Source organism: Enterobacter sp. DC4, from assembly GCF_000568095.1.
Taxonomy (GTDB): domain Bacteria; phylum Pseudomonadota; class Gammaproteobacteria; order Enterobacterales; family Enterobacteriaceae; genus Enterobacter; species Enterobacter pseudoroggenkampii.
Genome location: NZ_AZUB01000001.1, coordinates 336,441 through 357,977, shown reverse-complemented (window position 1 = coordinate 357,977; position 21,537 = coordinate 336,441). Strand labels below are relative to the sequence as shown.

Sequence of the window (21,537 nt, the reverse complement as noted above, 5' to 3'; positions counted from 1 at the left end):
TCTCCTGCTGAAATAGCGATATTCCAAAAGGATCAGGATCTACCATGTCTTCTATCATCGATACATCGCTTTCAAACCTGCCGCAGCCAAAATCCGGCTGGCAGCTCTTCAAAAACCTGGCTTTCGGTGAGATCGCACCCGGGCTGGCATGGGAAAAAACCGCCTATCGACGCAAGTTCATGCTGCGTTCACTGGCGACACCGCTCAGCACCGCTCGCCTGCTGTCTGATCTTGCGAAACATCCGCACCTGATGCAAATGCTCCAGGTTCAGCCAGGGCTGCCCTGTCGCCTTCATCGTCCGTGGTTAACGGTCAATATGGATCGACAGCGTGTGCTGGAATCGCTGTCCTGGCACTATCAGATGATGTGCCGCCAGCTGCCGGCGACGCTCATTAATGGTTACCTTTCAAAGCCGGGCGTGGCCCTGCTGACCTTAACCGGAAAAGATGAACAGCAATTTACCGTCCGCCTGTGTGCCGACGCGTTTATGGATAAAGAGGGAGAAGCTACCCTCGTTTTCTGTGACAGTCAAAATACGGCGCTGGCGGAGATGACCTTTACGCTATGCCAGTTTGAGGGAAAATCGACGCTGTTCATTGGCGGTTTGCAAGGGGCAAAAGCGCATGTTCCCCATGAGCTGATCCAGGGAGCGACGAAAGCCTGCCATGGTCTGTTCCCGAAACGTCTGCTGGTCGAGGCCGCCATGGCCCTCGGCGCTGCGTTCCCGGTAGAGCAGATTATCGCCGTCAGTAACGATACCCATATTTATCGCAGCTGGCGCTACCGCAAGAAAAAAGAGGGGAAGCTGTTGGCCGATTACGACAGTTTCTGGATCTCTATCGGCGGTGAAAAACAGGACAACGGTAACTTTATGCTGCCGCTCGTCATGCTGCGTAAACCGATGGAAGAGATCGCCAGCAAAAAACGTTCCGAATATCGCCGCCGCTACGCGCTGCTGGATAGCCTGATTCAGCAGGTGAAACAGGCGACCCAACGCTAATCCGCTTTTCCGCGTGCCAGCCAAAGCACGCGGGAAAACATCTTCCGCAGCAGGGTCGGTACCGCCTCTACGCCCCGCCTTCCCGCTTCCGTCGCCACTTCAATGGCTAAATCCGGTTTTGACGAACGATGAATGGCTTTGGCGATCACGCGCCGCATGTTCATCGGGACATCGACCGGCACCATGGCAATGCGGTGGAAGACGTCATCGAACCCCTGACGATACATAAAGTGTTCCATGTCCATCGCAGGGAGCATGGTTAAATGGTCACGCTCTTCCTCACGCTCGTTATTCAGCAGGCTGCGTACGGTGGAGGCATATTTTTTGCCCGCCTCATCACCGTCGACCAGAACGTGCCACTCGATCCCCATCCGGCGAGCAAATTTTATCAGCGGCTTTAGTCCCGACTGGGCGAATTCAATCACCTTAATGCCTTCCGCATCAAAATGGTGGCCGCACTGGCGCGCCAGTTCGTTGATAACCCAGGTTTCCGTTTCCCCCTCCACCAGCAGCCAGCAGCGGGCAAAGAGCGACGACGCGCGGTTAAAGCGAATATGAAACGCGATGCGTCGCCCGTCTTCCGCGTTCAAACCACCCGGTCCAAGCCGGAAAGCGGAGACGCGGGAGGACTCACGGACCAGACGACAGACGTGTTCTACCGGCGTCAGCGATAATAATTCACCGGAATTAGTGGTCGTAATGCGCTGGAGCGGCAGCAGATTCAGCAGATGCCATGCCACGGAGAGCATGATGGGATGCAGCCGCGTTTCCGGGTCTTCCACCAGCAGCAGCGGCCGGGCGTCCCGGTCAAGACGAACGGTGCCTTTGGCCTGCAGAAGCGTTGAAAACAGCCCCAGCAAAATCACCCGATGGGTACGACCGCCGGGCCGGTCGATCATCCGGTTAATGATGTCGAGGTAACGCCAGCTGCGCTGCTCATCATGAGAACGGCGGCGCATCAGACGATGACGCGACTCAGAGGTTCCCTGCTCGGAAAAATAGTGCTCCAGGAGTTGCACCATTGCGGACAACCCCTGACGGATTTGACCATCGGTCAGATTTTGCGGACGCGATACCAGCTCTCTTGCCAGAAAATCCAGCTCGCGGGCGGTGACTTCCACGTCCGGCATATTGGGTACGGTACCGTTACGAATACGCCGCATAAAACGCGCATCGCGCAGGCGTAACACCGGCGTCAGGCGAATCAGGTGGCGGGCCAGATCGTCGATATTGTCAAGCGGGATCGGGTTGGCTTTCTCATCGAGAAAATCACGCAGGGTGAGTACCCCCTCGTTCTCCGCCATCTCCCCTTCCAGTCGATAGAAAATCCGGTGGAAACCGTCATCGCACGGCACCCAGCAGGGTGAAAGCGGGCGGAAGCGACGCACGCGATGACGTCCGGGCTCGGATTCGCGGAACGTCAGGATGATATGCAGGTGCTTCTCGCGCCCCGTCACGTCGCCGGGCGGGAACCAGAAATCGTCGCGAACAAAGTGATACAGATCGTCTTCGGGCGAAAGCAGTAATGTCAGCGCATCCAGCAGGCTGGACTTACCCCACGCGTTCTCGCCGATCAGGACGTTGTTCTGCTCCAGCTGCAGCGACAGACGGTTAATACCGCGAAACCCGACAATTTCCACACGTTCGAGAAGCATAAATCCCCCGACAAATGATCACTTTTTCCTTCAAGTTATCAGCAGTATAGCGGGAGGCGTTCTGTCACGACAGCACAACATTCACCCTTGCGAGAATTAGTCTATGCTCTATTTACCGCTAATTTGAACAAGGATTGACATCGCATTGCCTAAAATCAAACCAACAGAATTTATTTAAGTGGCGAAGGGGTGTTGTTATTTTTTAGAATAGAGACTCTTTGAGTCGTCATCCCTTTATGACGATATATCCCGCGCGCGGGAAAGCGTGCGGATAATTATTTTGAGGTGGTTATGTTTAGAAAATTAGCGGCAGAATGCTTTGGTACATTCTGGCTGGTATTTGGTGGCTGCGGTAGCGCCGTTCTGGCAGCAGCATTCCCGGAATTGGGTATTGGTTTTGTCGGCGTCGCGCTGGCGTTTGGTTTAACCGTATTAACCATGGCGTTTGCCGTGGGACATATTTCCGGTGGTCATTTTAACCCGGCAGTGACATTAGGTTTATGGGCGGGCGGCCGTTTCCCGGCGAAAGACGTGATTGGCTACATCGTGGCGCAGGTGGTTGGCGGTATTATTGCAGCTGGCGTTCTGTACGTGATTGCCAGCGGTAAAGCCGGGTTCGACGCGGCGGCCAGCGGCTTTGCCTCTAACGGCTTCGGCGAACACTCTCCGGGCGGTTACTCCATGCTGTCTGCCATCGTGATTGAAATTGTGCTGACCGCCGGCTTCCTGCTGGTGATCCACGGCGCAACGGACAAACACGCGCCAGCCGGTTTTGCCCCGATTGCGATTGGCCTGGCGCTGACGCTTATCCATCTGATTTCGATTCCGGTCACCAACACCTCCGTTAACCCGGCACGCAGCACCGCCGTCGCCATCTTCCAGGGCGGCTGGGCGCTTCAACAGCTGTGGCTGTTCTGGGTGATGCCAATTATCGGCGGTATTCTGGGCGGCGTGCTGTACCGCACCCTGCTGGAAAAACGCGATTAATCGAGCGCGGTGTCGGGTGCGCTAACGCTTACCCGACCTACGTTAGAGTGCACTTTGTAGGCCGGGTAAGGCGTAGCCGCCACCCGGCTTTTTTATTGCTCCTTTACCTGACAGCCTTTATTGGGTAGTGTCTCTGGCGCTCAACAGATACTCAAAAGGACCGGCTGTTCATGTTTTCAGGACTCCTCATTATTCTGCTGCCCCTGATTGTGGGCTACCTTATCCCGCTGCATCAGGAATCTGCATTACGGCTTATCAACCGTTTTCTCAGCTGGATTGTTTACGTTATTCTTTTCTTTATGGGGATAAGCCTGGCATTCCTGGATAACCTGTCGGCGAATTTACTCTCCATCCTCCATTATTCTGTTGTCACCGTGGTGGTTATTTTGCTGTGCAATATTGCCGCGCTGCTGTGGCTGGAACGCACTATTCCATGGAAAAATCACCATCATCAGGAAAAACTCCCTTCACGAATTGCCATGGCGCTGGAATCATTAAAACTGTGCGGCGTCGTGGTGCTCGGTTTTCTTCTTGGGCTGACCGGTTGGGCATTTTTACAGCACGCGACAGAGGCCAGCGAATATACGCTTATCTTCCTGCTGTTCCTGATCGGTATTCAGCTGCGAAATAATGGCATGACCCTGAAGCAAATTGTCCTCAACCGGCGGGGAATGATGGTCGCCGTCATTGTGGTCGCCAGCTCCATGGTGGCGGGCGTCATTAACGCCTTTATTCTCGATCTGCCGCTGAAAACCGGCCTGGCGATGGCGTCAGGTTTTGGCTGGTATTCCCTCTCCGGTATTCTGCTGACCGAATCATTCGGCCCGGTGATCGGCAGCGCCGCCTTCTTTAACGATCTGGCGCGAGAGCTGATTGCCATCATGCTGATCCCAAGCCTGGTTCGCCGCAGTCGTTCCACCGCGCTGGGCCTGTGCGGCGCAACGTCGATGGACTTTACTCTGCCGGTACTACAGCGCTCCGGAGGGCTGGAGATGGTGCCCGCGGCTATCGTACACGGCTTTATTTTAAGTCTGCTGGTTCCTGTTCTGATGGCCTTCTTCTCTGCCTGATACTTCTTTGGCGGTAGGTTTCCTGCCGCCAAAATTGCGCTAAATCAATCTCCCTCTATTTTGTAGCAGAAAGCCCTTTTCACCGTTCTGGCACAAGCATAACCTTAAACATGTATATCAAATATAACTTTAACAGGTGTGATTATGTTTTGTGTGCAATGTGAACAAACCATCCGTACCCCGGCAGGCAATGGCTGCTCTTACGCACAGGGTATGTGCGGCAAAACCGCAGAAACATCTGACCTGCAGGACCTGCTGATTGCGGCCCTGCAAGGCCTTTCCGCCTGGGCGTTCAAGGCCCGCGAATACGGTATTGTCGACCACTACGTCGACAGCTTCGCCCCGCGCGCCTTCTTCTCCACGCTGACCAACGTTAACTTCGACTCTCCGCGCATTGTTGGCTATGCCCGCGAAGCCATTGCCCTGCGTGAAGCGCTGAAGGCGCAGTGTCTGAAGGCGGATGCCAGCGCCCGCGTGGAAAACCCGATGTCAGACCTTCAGCTGGTCAGCGACGATCTCGGAGATCTCCAGCGTCAGGCGGCAGAATTCACCCCGAATAAAGACAAGGCGGCGATTGGCGAGAACATTCTCGGCCTGCGCCTGCTGTGCCTGTACGGGCTGAAAGGCGCGGCGGCCTATATGGAACACGCACACGTGCTCGGGCAATACGACAATGACATCTACGCCCAGTACCACAAAATCATGGCGTGGCTGGGCACCTGGCCTGCTGATATGAATGCCCTGCTTGAGTGCTCAATGGAAATCGGCCAGATGAACTTCCGCGTGATGAGCATCCTGGATGCCGGTGAAACCAGCACCTACGGCCACCCGACGCCGACGCAGGTCAACGTCAAGGCGACCGAAGGCAAGTGCATCCTGATTTCCGGTCACGACCTGAAAGATCTCTACAATCTGCTGAAGCAAACCGAAGGCACCGGCGTTAACGTCTATACCCACGGTGAAATGCTGCCCGCGCACGGCTACCCGGAGCTGCGTAAATTTAAGCATCTGATTGGTAACTACGGCAGCGGCTGGCAGAACCAGCAGGTGGAGTTCGCCCGCTTCCCAGGCCCTATCGTGATGACCTCTAACTGCATCATCGACCCTACCGTCGGCGCGTATGACGACCGCATCTGGACCCGCAGCATCGTCGGCTGGCCGGGCGTGAGCCACCTCGAAGGTGACGATTTCGGTCCGGTTATCACCCAGGCGCAGCAGATGGCGGGCTTCCCGTACAGCGAGATCCCGCACCTGATCACCGTCGGCTTTGGTCGTGAAACCCTGCTCGGCGCCGCTGATTCGCTGATCGACCTCGTCAGCCGTGAAAAGCTGCGCCACATCTTCCTCGTTGGCGGCTGCGACGGCGCGCGCGGCGAGCGTAACTACTTCACCGATTTCGCCACCAGCGTGCCGGAAGACTGCCTGATCCTGACCCTGGCGTGCGGCAAATACCGTTTCAACAAGCTGGACTTCGGCGACATCGAAGGCCTGCCGCGCCTGATCGATGCGGGCCAGTGTAACGATGCTTACTCGGCCATCATTCTGGCGGTCACGTTGGCGGAGAAACTGGGCTGCGGCGTGAACGACCTGCCGCTGTCGCTGGTGCTCTCATGGTTTGAGCAGAAGGCGATTGTCATCCTGCTGACCCTGCTCTCTCTCGGCGTGACCAACATCGTGACCGGCCCGACCGCGCCTGGCTTCCTGACGCCGGACCTGCTGGCGGTGCTGAACGAGAAATTCGGTCTGCGTTCCGTGACCAACGTTGAAGATGATATGAAGCAGCTGCTGAGCGCGTAAGGAGTAACTCATGACCATGCCAACCCCACAATGTCCGTGGCGGATGCAGGTTCATCACATCCATCAGGAGACGCCGGATGTGTGGACGCTGTCGTTGCTGTGCCATGACTACTATCCGTACCGTGCGGGTCAGTATGCGCTGGTTAGCGTTCGCAATTCGGCGGACACCCTGCGCGCCTACACGATCTCCTCAACGCCGGGCGTGAGCGAGTACATTACGCTCACCGTCCGCCGTATTGATGACGGCGCGGGCTCGCAGTGGCTGACGCGGGACGTGAAGCGAGGGGATTATATCTGGCTGTCTGACGCACAGGGGGAATTCACCTGTGACGATAAGACGGAGGATAAATTCCTGCTGCTGGCGGCGGGCTGTGGCGTAACGCCTATTATGTCGATGCGCCGCTGGCTGGCAAAAAATCGCCCGCAGGCTGACGTGCAGGCGATCTTCAGCGTACGTTCACCGGAAGATGTCATTTTTGCCGATGAGTGGCGGAATTATCCGGTAACGCTGGTGGCGGAGCACAACGCGACCCACGGCTTTGTGCCCGGTCGCCTGAGCCGCGAGCTGCTGCAAAGCGTGCCGGATATGGCAAACCGTACCGTGATGACCTGCGGTCCGGCGCCGTACATGGATAGCGTGGAAAAAGAGGTGAAAGCGCTTGGCGTGACCCGCTTCTTCAAAGAGCAGTTCTTCACGCCGGTGGCGGAAGCGGCAACCAGCGGCGTTAAGTTCACCAAACTTCAGCCTGCGCAGACCTTCTTTGGCCGCGTGGGGACCACGCTGCTGGAGGCGCTGGAAAGCAATAAGGTGCCGGTAGTGGCTGCCTGTCGTGCGGGCGTGTGCGGTTGCTGTAAAACGAAGGTGGTTTCCGGGGAGTATACCGTCACCAGCACCATGACGCTGTCCGACGCGGAAATTGCCGAGGGTTACGTGCTGGCGTGTTCATGCCATCCACAGGGAGACCTGGTGCTGGCGTAATCTGATGCGGTGCCGCCATTTTTGCCGGGTGGCACTTCGTTTACCCGGCCTACTTTGTACAGGTTTGCTCTTCGTAGGCCCGGTAAGCGCAAGCGCCACCGGGCTTTTGTTATCCTCACCGCCACGCAGGACCTTTCCCTACCGCAAACCGCCCTGCCCCTAAAAACGCCACCGCCAGCGAGCCGATAAAGAAGTACACCAGGCTTTCAATCGCCCATGCGCCTACCTTATCAAGGGCGAGCGTTTCCCCCATTCCCACCATCAGCCACGCCACAATCATCGTAAACGCCAGCACCAGCGCAGCCGGGCGCGTAAAGAGCCCAACAATAATCAGGATCGGTGCCACCACTTCGCCAATCAACACGCCGTAGGCAATAAACCCCGGCAACCCTTTTTCCACCAGCATGCCGCTGATAAAGCCCACCCCACCAAACAGCTTGTGCAGACCGTGAAAAAGCATCAGCCCGCCGACGGCAAGTCGTAACAAGAGTTTGCCAAGATCGTCGCACGATAGCTTTTCATTAACAGCAATTAACAATGATTTAACCATTTGAAATGATTCCTGTTTTCACCGAGGTATTGCCAGATTATGCCGAATAATTGCGCGTGAAAAGCACCTTTTAATTAGGGGGAGATGACGGGCAATACGGAGACTTTCTTCTAAGCTTGTAAGCGATATCACAAAAAGGAGACGGACAACCATGAAACAAACCGTGGCTGCATATATTGCGAAAACGCTCGAACAGGCTGGCGTGAAACGTATCTGGGGCGTAACCGGCGATTCCCTGAACGGACTTAGCGACAGCCTCAACAAGATGAAGACCATCGAATGGATGCCCACCCGCCATGAAGAGGTTGCCGCCTTCGCCGCAGGCGCTGAAGCACAGCTTACCGGTGAACTGGCCGTCTGCGCCGGATCCTGCGGGCCGGGTAACCTGCATCTGATCAACGGGCTGTTCGACTGTCACCGCAATAACGTCCCGGTGCTGGCGATTGCCGCCCATATCCCCTCTTCCGAAATCGGCAGCGGCTATTTTCAGGAGACGCATCCGCAGGAGCTGTTCCGTGAATGCAGCCACTATTGCGAGCTGGTTTCATCCCCGGAGCAGATCCCGCAGGTGCTGGCGATCGCCATGCGCAAGGCCGTGCTGAACCGCGGCGTTTCGGTGGTCGTTATCCCGGGCGATGTGGCCCTCAAGGCCGCACCGGAAGGTGCCAGCACCCACTGGTATCACGCTCCGCAGCCGGTGGTGACGCCAGCCGAGGAGGAGCTGAAAAAGCTGGCACAGCTGCTGCGTTACGCCAGCAATATCGCCCTGATGTGCGGCAGCGGCTGCGCGGGGGCGCACAAGGAGCTGCTTGAATTTGCCGGTAAGCTGAAATCCCCGATTGTCCACGCCCTGCGCGGCAAAGAGCACGTCGAGTACGACAACCCTTACGATGTGGGGATGACCGGGCTGATCGGTTTCTCCAGCGGCTTCCACACCATGATGAACGCCGACACGCTGGTCCTGCTCGGCACCCAGTTCCCGTACCGCGCGTTCTACCCGACGGATGCGAAAATCATTCAGATTGATATCAATCCGGCCAGCATCGGCGCGCACAGCAAAGTCGATATGGCGCTGGTGGGCGACATTAAATCCACCCTTGCCGCCCTGCTGCCGCTGCTGGAAGAGAAAACCGATCGCAAGTTCCTCGATAAAGCGCTAAGTGACTATCGCGATGCGCGCAAGGGGCTGGACGATCTCGCCAAACCGAGCGACAAAGCCATTCACCCGCAGTATCTGGCGCAGCAGATCAGCCATTTCGCGGACGACGATGCCATCTTTACCTGCGACGTAGGCACGCCAACCGTCTGGGCCGCTCGCTATCTGAAGATGAACGGCAAGCGCCGCCTGCTCGGCTCGTTCAACCACGGCTCGATGGCCAACGCCATGCCGCAGGCGCTGGGCGCAAAAGCGACAGCGCCGGAGCGTCAGGTAGTGGCGATGTGCGGCGACGGCGGGTTCAGCATGCTGATGGGGGATTTCCTGTCGGTGGTGCAGATGAAGCTCCCGCTGAAAATTGTGGTCTTCAACAACAGCGTGCTGGGCTTCGTGGCGATGGAGATGAAGGCTGGCGGATATCTGACGGACGGCACCGAGCTGCACGATACCAACTTCGCGCGTATCGCCGAGGCCTGTGGCATCACCGGTATTCGCGTGGAGAAAGCCTCCGAGGTGGATGAAGCCCTGCAGCGCGCCTTTTCCATCGACGGTCCGGTGCTGGTGGATGTCGTCGTCGCCAAAGAGGAGCTGGCGATCCCGCCGCAGATCAAGCTTGAGCAGGCCAAAGGCTTTAGCCTCTATATGCTGCGCGCGATCATCAGCGGGCGCGGTGACGAGGTTATCGAACTGGCAAAAACCAACTGGCTCAGGTAAAACATCTGGCATCGCCTTTTTAATAATAAGGACATGCCATGATCGATTTACGCAGTGATACCGTAACCCGCCCGAGCCGCGCCATGCTCGAAGAGATGATGGCCGCCCCGGTCGGGGACGACGTCTACGGTGACGATCCGACGGTAAACGAACTGCAGCGCTATGCCGCAGAGCTCAGCGGAAAAGAGGCCGCCCTGTTCCTGCCAACCGGTACGCAGGCTAACCTCGTGGCGCTGCTCAGCCACTGCGAGCGCGGTGAAGAGTACATCGTGGGCCAGGGCGCGCATAACTACCTCTACGAAGCCGGCGGTGCCGCGGTGCTTGGCAGCATTCAGCCGCAGCCGATTGACGCCGCGCCGGACGGCACCTTGCCGCTCGATAAGGTCGCGGCGAAAATCAAAGCCGACGATATTCACTTCGCCCGCACCCGGCTGCTCAGCCTTGAAAACACCCACAACGGCAAAGTGCTGCCGCGCGAATACCTGAAAGCCGCATGGGAGTTTACCCGCGAGCGCAGGCTCGGCCTGCACGTGGACGGCGCGCGCATCTTCAACGCCGTGGTGGCGTACGGCTGCGAGTTGAAAGAGATTACGCAATACTGCGACTAGTTCACCATCTGCCTCTCTAAAGGGCTGGGCACGCCAGTGGGTTCCCTGCTGGTGGGCAATGCGGACTACATCAAACGCGCGAACCGCTGGCGCAAAATGACCGGCGGCGGCATGCGTCAGGCGGGTATTCTGGCGGCAGCGGGGCTGTATGCCCTGAAAAACAACGTGGCGCGCCTGAAGGACGATCACGACAACGCCGCGTGGATGGCGGCTCAGCTGCGCGAGATTGGCGCCGACGTGATGCGCCACGACACCAACATGCTGTTCGTCCGCGTGGGCGAGGATCGCGCCGCTGCGCTGGGTGAATTTATGAAAGCCCGTGGTGTGCTGATCAACGCCTCACCCGTCGTGCGTCTGGTCATGCATCTTGACGTCAGCCGCGAGCAGCTGGCGGACGTGGTGAAACACTGGCAGGCGTTTTTACAGCGATAAGGAGCATCACGTGCCGCAACGCATTCTGGTGCTCGGCGCCAGCGGATATATCGGTCAACACCTCACCGCGGCGCTAAGCCAGCAGGGACACCGGGTGCTGGCAGCGGCACGCAACACGGAGCGCCTGCAAAAGCTCAGTTTACCTGGCGTCACCTGCCACAATGTTGATCTCAACTGGCCGAAGGAACTTCCCGCACTGCTGGAAGGGGTCGACACGCTTTACTATCTGGTGCACAGCATGGGCGAAGGCGGGGATTTTATCGCCCACGAGCGTCAGGTGGCGATGAACGTCCGCGATGCTCTTCTGCAAACGCAGGTGAAACAGGTGATTTTTTTAAGCTCGCTCCAGGCGCCCGAACACGAGCAGTCCGATCACCTGCGCGCCCGCCAGCTGACGGCTGACACCCTGCGCGGCGCTGCTATTCCCGTCACCGAACTGCGCGCCGGAATTATCGTCGGCGCAGGCTCCGCCGCCTTCGAAGTGATGCGTGATATGGTGTATAACCTGCCAGTGCTCACGCCGCCGCGCTGGGTCCGTTCGCGCACCACGCCGATTGCGCTGGAGAACCTGCTGCATTATCTGGTGGCATTGCTGGATCACCCAACCGACCAGCACCGCGTGCTGGAGGCCGCCGGGCCTGAAGTCCTGAGCTATCAGGAGCAGTTCGAACATTTCATGCGCGTCAGCGGCCGCCGCCGCTGGCTGATCCCCATCCCCTTTCCAACCCGCTGGATCTCGGTATGGTTTTTGAATGTGATCACCTCCGTGCCGCCGACGACCGCCAAAGCGCTGATCCAGGGGCTGAAGCACGATCTGCTGGCGGACGATCGCGCGCTGCGGGCACTCATACCCCAGGACCTGATCCGCTTTGACGATGCCGTACGTAATACGCTGAAAGAGGAAGAGCAACTGGTGAACTCCAGCGACTGGGGCTACGACGCCCAGGCGTTTGCCCGCTGGCGCCCGGAGTATGGCTATTACCCGAAACAGGCGGGCTGCACGGTGAAAACCCACGCCAGTCTGGCCGCGCTGTGGGAGGTGGTGAACCAGATTGGCGGCAAAGACGGTTATTTCTTCGGCAATATCCTCTGGCAAACGCGCGGGGCAATGGATCTGCTGGTGGGGCACAGGCTGGCAAAAGGCCGCCCGGCACGCCCGTATCTTGAGGTGGGCGATGCGGTCGACAGCTGGAAGGTGATCATCGTCGAGCCGGAAAAACGGCTGGCGCTGCTGTTCGGTATGAAGGCCCCGGGGCTAGGCCGACTCTGCTTTACCCTGAAAGACAAAGGCGATCACCGTGAGCTGGACGTCCGCGCCTGGTGGCATCCGCACGGAATGCCGGGGCTGTTCTACTGGCTGTTGATGATCCCTGCCCACTTGTTTATCTTCCGCGGAATGGCGAAACGCATTGCGCAACGGGCAGAACAAAAGACGGAAAAGATATAAATAAAACTCTCTTTCTTTCACCTTTCCCATTGCATAGCGCCGTAATTCACGAAAGAATGCGCACGAAATTCTTTTTCAACACAGTGGATAGCTATGAAGGTACTGGTTACCGGGGCGACCAGCGGCTTAGGCCGAAATGCGGTCGAATTTCTGCGCAATAAAGGCATCAGCGTCAGGGCTACCGGTCGCAACGAAGCGATGGGTAAACTGCTGCAAAAAATGGGCGCAGAGTTCGTCCATGCTGACCTGACGGAGCTCGTCTCCTCGCAGGCAAAGGTGATGCTCGCCGGTATCGACACGCTATGGCACTGTTCCAGTTTTACCTCCCCGTGGGGGACCCAGGAAGCCTTCGATCTCGCCAACGTGCGCGCCACCCGTCGTCTGGGTGAATGGGCTGTTGCCTGGGGCGTGCGTAACTTTATTCATATCTCGTCACCGTCACTCTATTTCGACTATCACCACCATCGTGACGTGCAGGAAGATTTCCGCCCTGCTCGCTTTGCCTGTGAATTTGCCCGCAGCAAGGCGGCCAGCGAAGAGGTGATTGACCTGCTGGCGCAGTCAAACCCGCATACCCGCTTTACGGTCCTGCGTCCGCAGAGCCTGTTCGGGCCGCACGACAAGGTGTTTATTCCCCGTCTGGCGCAGATGATGCACCACTACGGCAGCGTGCTGCTGCCGCGCGGCGGCGATGCGCTGGTGGATATGACCTATTACGAAAACGCCGTCCACGCCATGTGGCTGGCCAGCCAGCCGGACTGCGATAAGCTGATCTCCGGTCGCGCCTACAACATCACCAACGGCGAGCCCTGCACGCTGCGCAGCATTGTGCAGCGGCTGATTGACGAACTGCAGATCGACTGCCGTATCCGTTCCGTGCCCTACCCGATGCTGGATATGATCGCCCGCAGCATGGAGCGCTTTGGCAGTAAAACAGCCAAAGAGCCTGCGCTGACGCATTACGGCGTCTCTAAACTCAATTTTGACTTCACGCTGGATATTTCGCGGGCGGAGAACGAGCTGGGGTATAAACCGGTTGTGACGCTGGATGAAGGGATTATGCGCACCGCGGCGTGGCTGCGGGATCACGGGAAGCTTCATCGCTAGCCTTTTTGCCCGGTGGCGGCTTCGCCTTACCGGGCCTACAACTGCACCGTATTGTTCCCTCGCCCCTTTGGGGAGAGGGTTAGGGTGAGGGGAAAGAGCAAACACTAAAACGGCAACCTTTCGGTTGCCGTTTGCTTTTACAGTGCCGTCCAGGCATCAGCCCATGCCAGACCTGCGCCTGGCTCGTAGTATGCCGGGGCGTTGTTACACCAGCCGCTGTACGGGAACGGTTTGCACTGGAACAGTTTACCGTGGTTGTTCACGATATCACCTGCCTTGTACTTGCTGTTCGCGCTCCACACGGCGTAAGAGCCGGAAGTGCCTTCGTCCTGAGACGGTGCCGCTTTCGCCTTCACGTTCAGAAGGTAAGAGGTGGTGCTGCTCAGTTCGCCATCGCTAACGGTCAGACTCACTTCAATCTGCTGTGCCGTGGCGGATTCTGGCGCCCTGAAGGTCACAACCGCTTTGTCCTGACCGGTCACGGTCTGACCATCCTGTGAACGCCAGGTGTAGGTCAGCTTGTTACCGTCGGCGTCTGTGGAGCCTTCCGCGCTCAGAGAGACCTGCGCACCGGCTTCAACGGCGCCAATTGGACCCGCAATATGCGCGACCGGGGCGTGGTTCACCGCCACCGGCTCAGCCGGGGTTTCATCCGGCGTCGGCGCTGGCGCTGGAGCCGGCGTTTCATCTTCTATCGGCGCTGGCGTTACCGGGGTTTCGTCCGGGGTGGTGGCAGAGCCATCGTCATTCACGATGTTGACGTTAAAGAACTTCTGCACGCACTTGCTGTAGTCACCCTCTTTAAAGGCGCTGAACGGCGTCTGGTAGCCCACCAGCTGGCAGGAGTAGGTCTGGCCGGTTGGGGTATCCGCGCTCCATCCCCAGTCCTGTTCCCAGTAAATCTTCAGGGCACCGGCACCGCCTTCATCGAACTGCTTCATGTTAGCGCAACCCAGCACTTCGTTCGTCGGAACGGGCACTTTCAGATAGTTCGCGAACTCTTTGTAGTACTTGATACGGTTTTGCGACTGGGCAATTTCAGTCGGGCCGCCGCACTCTACGCCGCCGTTGATGATCTGGGTGGTCACGCCGAAGCCAGGGACCAGACCGTTGGCTTTATCGTGAGCGTTCGGCTGCCAGGTGCCGTCGATAACCTGCAGCATGCTTGGTTTTGGCGGCTGCGGGTAGGCGAAGAAGAAGATCGCGCTCGCCAGGTTCAGCCAGGTGTCCGCCACCAGCTCAGGTTTATCGAGCAGGGTACGCACGTCGCCGTACATCGCCTCAGAGAACGGACCGTAGTTGTAGTTGTAGGACAACTGCTTCGCACCGCGACCGAAGTAGCTCAGGAAGTCGCCGTCTTTATCTTTCCCGCATGGCCAGGTCTGCCCCTGCCAGACGTCAGGGTTACATTCGCCGTTATAACCGCCCTTCTGGCCTTCGCTCCAGCCCATTTCACGCACGTGAACCAGCGCCTGACGCCATTCGGCCTCAGGACGCCAGCTCTCGTGGCCGCCGGTTTCCTGGGCAAAGTGGGCAAACATGGTAGCCAGCTCTTTACGGCAGATGGCATCGCTGTCGCGACCGTCATTGTAGGTCTTACAGAGCGCCGGGAATTTACCTACCGCCTTCAGGAAGTTGCTGTAGGTGTACGCCTGCGCGCGCAGTGGGAAGAGATATTCCCAGTCGCTGGCCTTCACGATCCCTTCCACGCGCTTCACGTTTTCAGGGTTCGCCGCGCGGCCTGGCTCAATCATTTCTACCTGAGCGTTGTCCAGCGTCTGGATGGTCTCTTTCACCGAGGCCATCAGCGGGAAGCTGGTCAGTTCTTTTTCCTTCTTCGCCAGATCGCTGGCTTTCATGGTGTACGGCTCACTGGGGGTCGCTTGCAGCGAGGCAGCCTGCGCCATAAACGGGGCGACGCATGCGCCGGCAACGAGTACACTCAGTAACGTCCTTTTGTTCATTTCAGTATTCCTGTTAATAGAAGTTAAATTATAAAATCCCGGCTTATGTATTAATCCGTTAATAAATAAACCACAGACAGCTGTTTTCACTTTTCGAAGAACACCCTCGGGAATTCTTCAAAAATAAAAAACCTTAATAACGTGCCGCTAATTTCAGTTGCTGATATTTCGCCCAGACTTTATGGGCATATTTCATGCGTTGCGGATAATTCTCTTTTTTTAACCCGGCGTTATACGCGCCTACCGCCTCCCAGTTATAGCCATAAACCTTAATCATCCCGGACAGGATGGAAGCGCCGACCATGATGGAGGTACAGGGCTCGGTCATCAGCCGGTATTCATCGATCCCCCTGCTCTCAAGCTGCGCAAAATGGGAGCTGTTAATTTGCATTAGCCCAACATCACGGGTGCCGTCATGGTTTTGACCAACCGCGTACGGGTTCATGCCGGATTCAACGTTGGCGATGGCATATAATAAGTACGGATCGACATGATAATAATGCGCCGCTTTATCCCAACAGTTTGCCAGCGCGCTTTGGCTTATTATCAATAACAACAACATTGCCTTTTTCATGTTTACCTGCTGTAAGCGTCTGTGATTTCTCCTTAGCAACATCCTGTAAAATGAATTTTGAATCACTCACCCCCCCAAAAGGGGGGTGAGTGATTACTGGGCTATATTATTTGCAGTCTGTTGATGGGCCTTCTTTCACCCATACATCGCTCTTAGCCGGGTTATCACCGCGGGTCCACCATTTGGCACGGTAAACGTTGCCCTGGTAGGTTGTGGTTTCGCCGCCGTTGTAGACCAGGTCAGAACGCCAGTTCATCTTCACATTGCTGACCAGCTCCCAGGCATCCACACCGAAGCCAGGCTGGTTGCCCTGGGTCCAGTACTTCGCTTTCCACACCAGATGGTCGAAGCTTACGGTATCGCCATTGTTGTAAATTTTGCTGGCATCCCACGCGGCATATTTGCTGGCGTTAGCATCGACAGGCGCGTCGCAGCTACCGTTTGCAGTGCCTTCATCAGATGGCGGAGTCACCTCATCAGACGGAGGGGTAACCTCGTCAGCAGGTGGGGTCACGTCATCAGCCGGCGGCGTAACCTCAGCCGGTTTCGGATTCACGGTAACCTGCACGTTAGACTGCACGCTGGTTTTACCATCACCGACAACGACGCTCAGCGTGTAAGTAGACGTTGAAGTCACCTCTGGCGCAGTGATGGTCACGTTCGCGCTATCGGTTCCGGTTGCGTGCATATCCGCCGGAATGCTCCAGGCGTAGGTCAGCGCGTCGCCGTCAGGATCCGCCGCCTGCGCATGCAGAGCATAGGTTTCTCCCGCCTGCAGCGTTACCGCTTCCATCTGATTGACTACCGGCGCCTGGTTCGCTTTTGGCGCTTTGTTCACGACCTGCACATCAATTGCGTTGCTCAGGCCTTTCGCATCCGTTACCGTCAGGCGGAACGCCAGGGTCTGGTCGCTGGTCACGGCCGCAACGTTGAAGGTCGCTTTGGCTTTGGTGCTGTTGGTGAGGGTCACCGATGGACCAGAAATCTGGGTCCACTTGTAGGTGATAGCATCGCCATCCGGGTCGGTAGAGGCAGAGCCATCCAGCGTAACGGTTGCCGGGCCTGAGACGTTCTGATCGGAAGATGACGCGATTGGCGCATGGTTAGTTACCACCGGATCAACCGGGGTAGCGCTGCCCAGCAGGCTTTCGTTCATCGCGTTCAGGATATCGCCGTTGTCAGCATCAATAGACCAGGAGAACAGACCACCCAGTTTGTTGGCCAGGACGTATTTGCCTTTCGCGGCCGCGGAGCGGGCATCTTCATAGGAGATCAGATCGCCCGTTGATTTGTTGAAGACGTAAGGCGCTTCTGCAGTCGCGTCGTAGCCATACTCCCAACCTGGCTTGCCTTTGTACTCATTTACGATCTGGCGATAGTCGACAACACCCGGTTCCCAGGTGCCTTTCACCATACCGGTTGCAGTACCGGTGAATGGATTATCGCCGGTGTAGCCGTGCACACCGGTCCAGCCACGGCCATACATACCTGTACCCACGACGATCTTACCTGGCTGTACACCCTGCTGAAGCAGCGCATTCACGCCGTTTTCGGTGGTGTAGTTGGTATCTGGTCGCCATGACGGTGCACGCAGTGCGGCCTGGTGGCCCAGGTCGGTGTTGCTCCAGCCGCCGTAGAAGTCATAGCTCATCAGGAAGATGTGATCGAGATACTGCTGAGCGGTGGTGTAATCCACATCCTCAACTTTATCTTTACCGGCGCCAATGGCGCTGGTCAGCTCGTAGGAACGGCCCGTTTCGCTTGACAGTTCATTGAGCATCGCACGGAGATCGTGCATCAGCGCAGTGTAGGTCGCTTTATCCTGCTGCGGATTACCGAGGTTTTCATTCACACCGCCGCCGCCAGGGAATTCCCAGTCGATATCCACACCGTCAAAGAACTTCCAGGTTTGCAGGAAATCTTTTACAGACGATACAAAGCGAGCGCGGATCGCAGGATCGCCCATGTGGAAGAACGGATCGGACAAGGTCCAGCCACCGATGGATGGCAGGACTTTCAGGCCAGGATGCGCTTTTTTCAGCGCCATCAGCTGGCCGAAGTTCCCTTTGTAGGGGTCATCCCATCCAGACACGCCAGCCTGCGGTTTTTGCAGGGCTGCCCACGGATCGTGGATAGCCACGGTATAGTCCGGGCGGCCCGCACAATCACGCTGCAATACGGCGAAGCTGTTACCACCTTCAACGGTTTTCAGACCATCGTTGATGCCATCGCCACCGCAGATTGGAATAAAGCCGTACAGGATGTGGTTCAGGTTAGCGGCAGGGATTTTATCAACCGGGAAGTTACGGCCGTATACGCCCCACTCAGGGAAATAGGCCCCGACGACCTTATCGGTATGCTCAGAGAAGGTTTTATTGTTCTCTTTCATGGTTGTATTCAGCGGCAGCAGATGGCTGCCGTCGGTGTCCGCCACAATAATCAGCTTGCTGGCACTTTTGGTACAGCCGCTGGCGTTACACAACTCAACCTGTTCCTGGTAACGGCCACCTTTTTTCACTTTAAACGTCGCGGAGCCGGAAGCGCTACCGGCCCCGGTCCAGACAGGGGTGCCATCAAGCAGAACTTTTGCAGACGTTGGCGCAGCGCCACTCCAGACATTCCACTCAACTTTCACATCCACGCCATCTTTATGCACTTTGACAAGGCTGTTGTAGTCCTGAGCCGCCTGGTCTACCTCTGCCAGCGCAAATTTATCATTGCCGCTGCTGATAGTCGGTGTACCCGGTGCTGCTGCAAATGCGGAGCCGGATGCCGCCGCAATGAAGAGCGCCAGATATTTAGGCTTCATAAATTTCATTTTTATTTCCTGATAAATTTATTCGTGACGTTAATAATCCATGTCTTCCTTGAGAGCATGGAGTCTATTTGCATAATGCGTATTTAACTGACCTTACAACCGTGACAAGAAAATATTTTTCTGCGTTGTATTCCTCCATAAAAAGATACAAGCCAAAATTCCGTATAGCTTATATCCCTTACGATACACTGAGCGCAAAGAGACGTCCTGCTCTTACACCGTCGAAAAAATTGACAAAAAAACTTGACCGAAATATTTAAAATATGAAAGCAAACTGCTGCCCAATAAACACCACTATTCCAGCAAATGAGAGATAGGGTCCGAAAGCAATAATGAGGTTATTTTTATTTAAGATATTCAGGATGAAATAACCGACGATACCGCTTAAGGCGGCGACTAATACCAGCGTGGGTAACGCCTGCCAGCCGCACCAGGCCCCCAAAGCCGCCTGCAGTTTAAAATCGCCATAACCCAGCCCTTCCCGCCCGGTACAAAGCCGAAATGCCCAGTAGAGCAGCCAAAGAGAGAGATAACCTGCCACGGCGCCAAAAATCGCATCGCGTAGCGGCATCGTATGGTCAAACGTATGGAGCAACAGGCCAGCCCACAGGAGAGGCTGCGTCAGGCAATCCGGCAGCAGCTGATGCCGCCAGTCGATCAAGGCCAGAGGCAACAAGAACGCCGCCAGTGCCCACAGGGAGAACAAGGCCTGTACGTTTGGCATACACCAGGCGGTGACGCCAAAAAACAGCGCGGAAAAAAGTTCGATTAAAAATATCCTTAATGGGATACCCACGCCGCAGCGGCTACAACGTCCACGCAGGAGAAGCCAGCTGACCAGCGGAATATTCTCCCAGGTGGCCAGGGTGTGCTGACACGCCGGGCAGTGCGACTCCGGAAAGAGCAAATTGCCGCCCCCCTCTTCCCCCATCACCATGGCCGGTACGCGCTCGGCGACGACGCCAAGAAAGCTCCCCACAATGCCGCCCAGAATCGCACTCATCACCGGGAACCCCACCGGGTAAACCTCCCGCATCAGCGCGAAGGTGTTCATGCGGTTTTACTCCAGGTAAGCTGCACCTCGGCCTTCACGTCGCTGAGGCGATCGACCGGGGTGAGGTTCATTTTTTGCAGCCTGACGCCGGAGGTCTGGTTAATTTCCCGCAGCCAGTTCTTTAATTCGTAGACGTTTACGCGATTCACGACGAACGATAAGGTTTGTCCATCCTGACGCACATCCGTCAGGGGAAGATTAATTTCCTGTGCGCTACTCTCCACCACCGTGCGCGGATTATCCGTTTTGACCAACTGAACCTGGAGATGGTTTTTATCTATTTCACTGCGCATCCAGTTCAGCGTCTCTTTTTGTCTGCTCAGCGTGGCTTTACTGTTCAGAATCATATTATCCAGCGGGATCATGCCTGCGTAATAAACGGCCGCCCCCGCCAGGGCAACGGCACATATTTTTATAATGACTTTTTCCCTGGTGCTGTAATTCTGATAACGAGACTTAAGCTGCGCGATTCGCTCTTTCATTTATATTTCCCTGCGATCATGGCGGTATAAGGTGCAGCGGTAGAAACAGGCTGCAGGGTAAAATCAAAAATTTCCCCCGCCTGATCAACAAACGTCTGCAACGCGGTTTGGTTTTGCGCACTGACGCTCAGCGTCAGCGTGTTCTGTTGGGCGTCGTATTCCAGCAGATCGATTTCCATCGCCGGCACGGCCTGCCTGGCTTTCTCCAGCGCTTCAAGCTGCAAAAATACCCCTTTGGTCTGCTTTTTCATGTTTTGACCAAAGTGGTATTTGATGTTGGTCTGCTGGCGCATACTCGGAAAATGGTGCTGATAAACCTGAGCGATCTCCTGCTGTATAGCATTCTCCTGCTGCACCAGCATCCAGGCCATGGCGACGCGCGGGCCGAGCAACAGGCCGAGAGACAGCAGACCCGCTGCGGCCATCGCCGCTTTGATGCCTTTCTGGGCTTTACCCGAGCCAGCTTTCGCGCTGAATTCACCGTGCATAATATTCACGCGGCAGGTTTGCCACTGCGGCTGGATCAGTACCAGCGGATGCTGCCAGGGCTGCAGGAGGTCAACGTCAACTCCTTCAGGCTGCGCGCCGTAGCAGCACACCTCGCCCTCGCCCGCTTTTTGCATCAGCAGCGGCAGCAGGCTGGCCTCCATCTCCCCGGCGGTGTGGGGGGATAAACGCAGCCAGTAGCTTTCATCCTGCTTAACCAGCGTGCTTCCTCCCTCTGCTACCGGCAGCAGCCAGGCATCCGGCAACGCCTGGATCACCTTCATTCCGGCGGCCTGAAAACGGGTTAACCATCCGCGCAGCAGGTCGGCATCAATCGCCACCGCATCGACCTCGGCGCCCTTTTTGTTGAGCACCGTCCAGTGAAGATTATCCACGTCACCAATCAGCGTCTCTTCCGCCATCCACGAGAATGCCGTCGCCTGCGAGGCAACTTTTTTCGGCAGCGTAAAGTGGCGGAAGATCATGTTGCTGGCAGGCAGCAGTAGGCAAACGCGTGCCGCCAGAGGATGGTTAATCAGCGCATCCAGGCTCTCCAGCGTCTCAACCTGCTGGCAACCGGAGACACACCACATTATTTTCCCGCCCTCGCGGCTGTCGGGACGAACAAAAAGGACCTGTTTCATAGCGTTCTACTT

The 21,537-nt window shown here is 56.7% G+C and carries 16 protein-coding genes and 1 pseudogene; 9 read left to right on the top strand and 8 right to left on the bottom strand.

Features of this window, described 5'->3' with window-relative positions; translation table 11 throughout:
* Nucleotides 1-44: 44 nt before the first annotated feature.
* On the top strand, nt 45-1,001 hold the full coding sequence (locus P349_RS22270; RefSeq protein ID WP_032649225.1) for a VirK/YbjX family protein: 957 nt from the start codon (nt 45-47) through the stop codon (nt 999-1,001).
* On the opposite strand, the gene P349_RS22275 is transcribed toward P349_RS22270, so the two are convergent.
* A complete protein-coding gene (locus P349_RS22275; protein WP_032649228.1) occupies nt 998-2,656 on the bottom strand; it encodes an ATP-dependent endonuclease in 1,659 nt (552 codons plus the stop codon). The genes P349_RS22270 and P349_RS22275 overlap by 4 nt on opposite strands.
* Nucleotides 2,657-2,947: 291 nt before the next feature.
* Between P349_RS22275 and aqpZ the strand changes: the two genes are divergently transcribed.
* The 4 genes from aqpZ to hcr all read left to right on the top strand — a co-directional run bounded on the left by aqpZ (nt 2,948) and on the right by hcr (nt 7,489).
* The gene (gene aqpZ / locus P349_RS22280) at nt 2,948-3,643 is read left to right on the top strand and encodes an aquaporin Z (RefSeq protein ID WP_023335104.1); all 696 of its coding nucleotides are present in this window, start codon (nt 2,948-2,950) and stop codon (nt 3,641-3,643) included.
* Nucleotides 3,644-3,813: 170 nt separating this feature from the next.
* Complete coding sequence (locus P349_RS22285; protein WP_024907818.1) at nt 3,814-4,713, top strand: lysine exporter LysO family protein; 900 nt, start codon at nt 3,814-3,816, stop codon at nt 4,711-4,713.
* Nucleotides 4,714-4,857: 144 nt separating this feature from the next.
* Nucleotides 4,858-6,510 carry a hydroxylamine reductase gene (gene hcp, locus P349_RS22290; RefSeq protein WP_032649230.1) on the top strand — a complete coding sequence of 551 codons (1,653 nt, stop codon included), beginning with the start codon at nt 4,858-4,860 and terminating at the stop codon, nt 6,508-6,510.
* 10 nt (nt 6,511-6,520) lie between these two features.
* A complete protein-coding gene (hcr, locus tag P349_RS22295) occupies nt 6,521-7,489 on the top strand; it encodes an NADH oxidoreductase (RefSeq protein WP_032649233.1) in 969 nt (322 codons plus the stop codon).
* Between the two features lie 115 nt (nt 7,490-7,604).
* Here hcr and P349_RS22300 read toward each other — a convergent pair whose 3' ends face one another.
* Nucleotides 7,605-8,039 carry a DoxX family protein gene (locus P349_RS22300; protein WP_032649236.1) on the bottom strand — a complete coding sequence of 145 codons (435 nt, stop codon included), beginning with the start codon at nt 8,037-8,039 and terminating at the stop codon, nt 7,605-7,607.
* A gap of 151 nt (nt 8,040-8,190) precedes the next feature.
* On the opposite strand from P349_RS22300, the gene poxB reads away from it, so the two are divergent.
* The 4 genes and pseudogenes from poxB (at nt 8,191) to P349_RS22315 (ending at nt 13,503) form a co-directional block, all read left to right on the top strand.
* Entirely contained in the window at nt 8,191-9,909 is a 1,719-nt protein-coding gene (poxB, locus tag P349_RS22305; protein ID WP_032649238.1) for a ubiquinone-dependent pyruvate dehydrogenase, read from the top strand.
* A gap of 38 nt (nt 9,910-9,947) precedes the next feature.
* Nucleotides 9,948-10,949: pseudogene (gene ltaE, locus P349_RS0124010) on the top strand (low-specificity L-threonine aldolase).
* A gap of 10 nt (nt 10,950-10,959) precedes the next feature.
* Nucleotides 10,960-12,396 (top strand): SDR family oxidoreductase, encoded by a 1,437-nt coding sequence (locus tag P349_RS22310; protein ID WP_032649239.1) that lies wholly within the window; start codon nt 10,960-10,962, stop codon nt 12,394-12,396.
* Between the two features lie 93 nt (nt 12,397-12,489).
* Nucleotides 12,490-13,503 carry an NAD-dependent epimerase/dehydratase family protein gene (locus P349_RS22315; protein ID WP_032649241.1) on the top strand — a complete coding sequence of 338 codons (1,014 nt, stop codon included), beginning with the start codon at nt 12,490-12,492 and terminating at the stop codon, nt 13,501-13,503.
* A 137-nt stretch (nt 13,504-13,640) separates the two neighbouring features.
* Here P349_RS22315 and P349_RS22320 read toward each other — a convergent pair whose 3' ends face one another.
* The 6 genes from P349_RS22320 to gspL all read right to left on the bottom strand — a co-directional run bounded on the left by P349_RS22320 (nt 13,641) and on the right by gspL (nt 21,525).
* A complete protein-coding gene (locus P349_RS22320; RefSeq protein ID WP_032649244.1) occupies nt 13,641-15,467 on the bottom strand; it encodes a glycoside hydrolase family 19 protein in 1,827 nt (608 codons plus the stop codon).
* Nucleotides 15,468-15,600: 133 nt separating this feature from the next.
* Complete coding sequence (iagB, locus tag P349_RS22325; RefSeq protein WP_032649246.1) at nt 15,601-16,041, bottom strand: type III secretion system invasion protein IagB; 441 nt, start codon at nt 16,039-16,041, stop codon at nt 15,601-15,603.
* 106 nt (nt 16,042-16,147) lie between these two features.
* On the bottom strand, nt 16,148-18,859 hold the full coding sequence (locus tag P349_RS22330) for a glycosyl hydrolase family 18 protein (protein WP_032649248.1): 2,712 nt from the start codon (nt 18,857-18,859) through the stop codon (nt 16,148-16,150).
* A 256-nt stretch (nt 18,860-19,115) separates the two neighbouring features.
* Nucleotides 19,116-19,913, bottom strand: a complete 798-nt coding sequence (locus P349_RS22335) for a prepilin peptidase (protein WP_032649251.1) — start codon at nt 19,911-19,913, stop codon at nt 19,116-19,118.
* Nucleotides 19,910-20,395 (bottom strand): type II secretion system protein GspM, encoded by a 486-nt coding sequence (gspM, locus tag P349_RS22340; RefSeq protein ID WP_032649253.1) that lies wholly within the window; start codon nt 20,393-20,395, stop codon nt 19,910-19,912. The genes P349_RS22335 and gspM overlap by 4 nt, the downstream gene beginning before the upstream one ends.
* On the bottom strand, nt 20,392-21,525 hold the full coding sequence (gene gspL / locus P349_RS22345) for a type II secretion system protein GspL (RefSeq protein ID WP_032649256.1): 1,134 nt from the start codon (nt 21,523-21,525) through the stop codon (nt 20,392-20,394). The genes gspM and gspL overlap by 4 nt, the downstream gene beginning before the upstream one ends.
* Nucleotides 21,526-21,537: the final 12 nt, after the last annotated feature.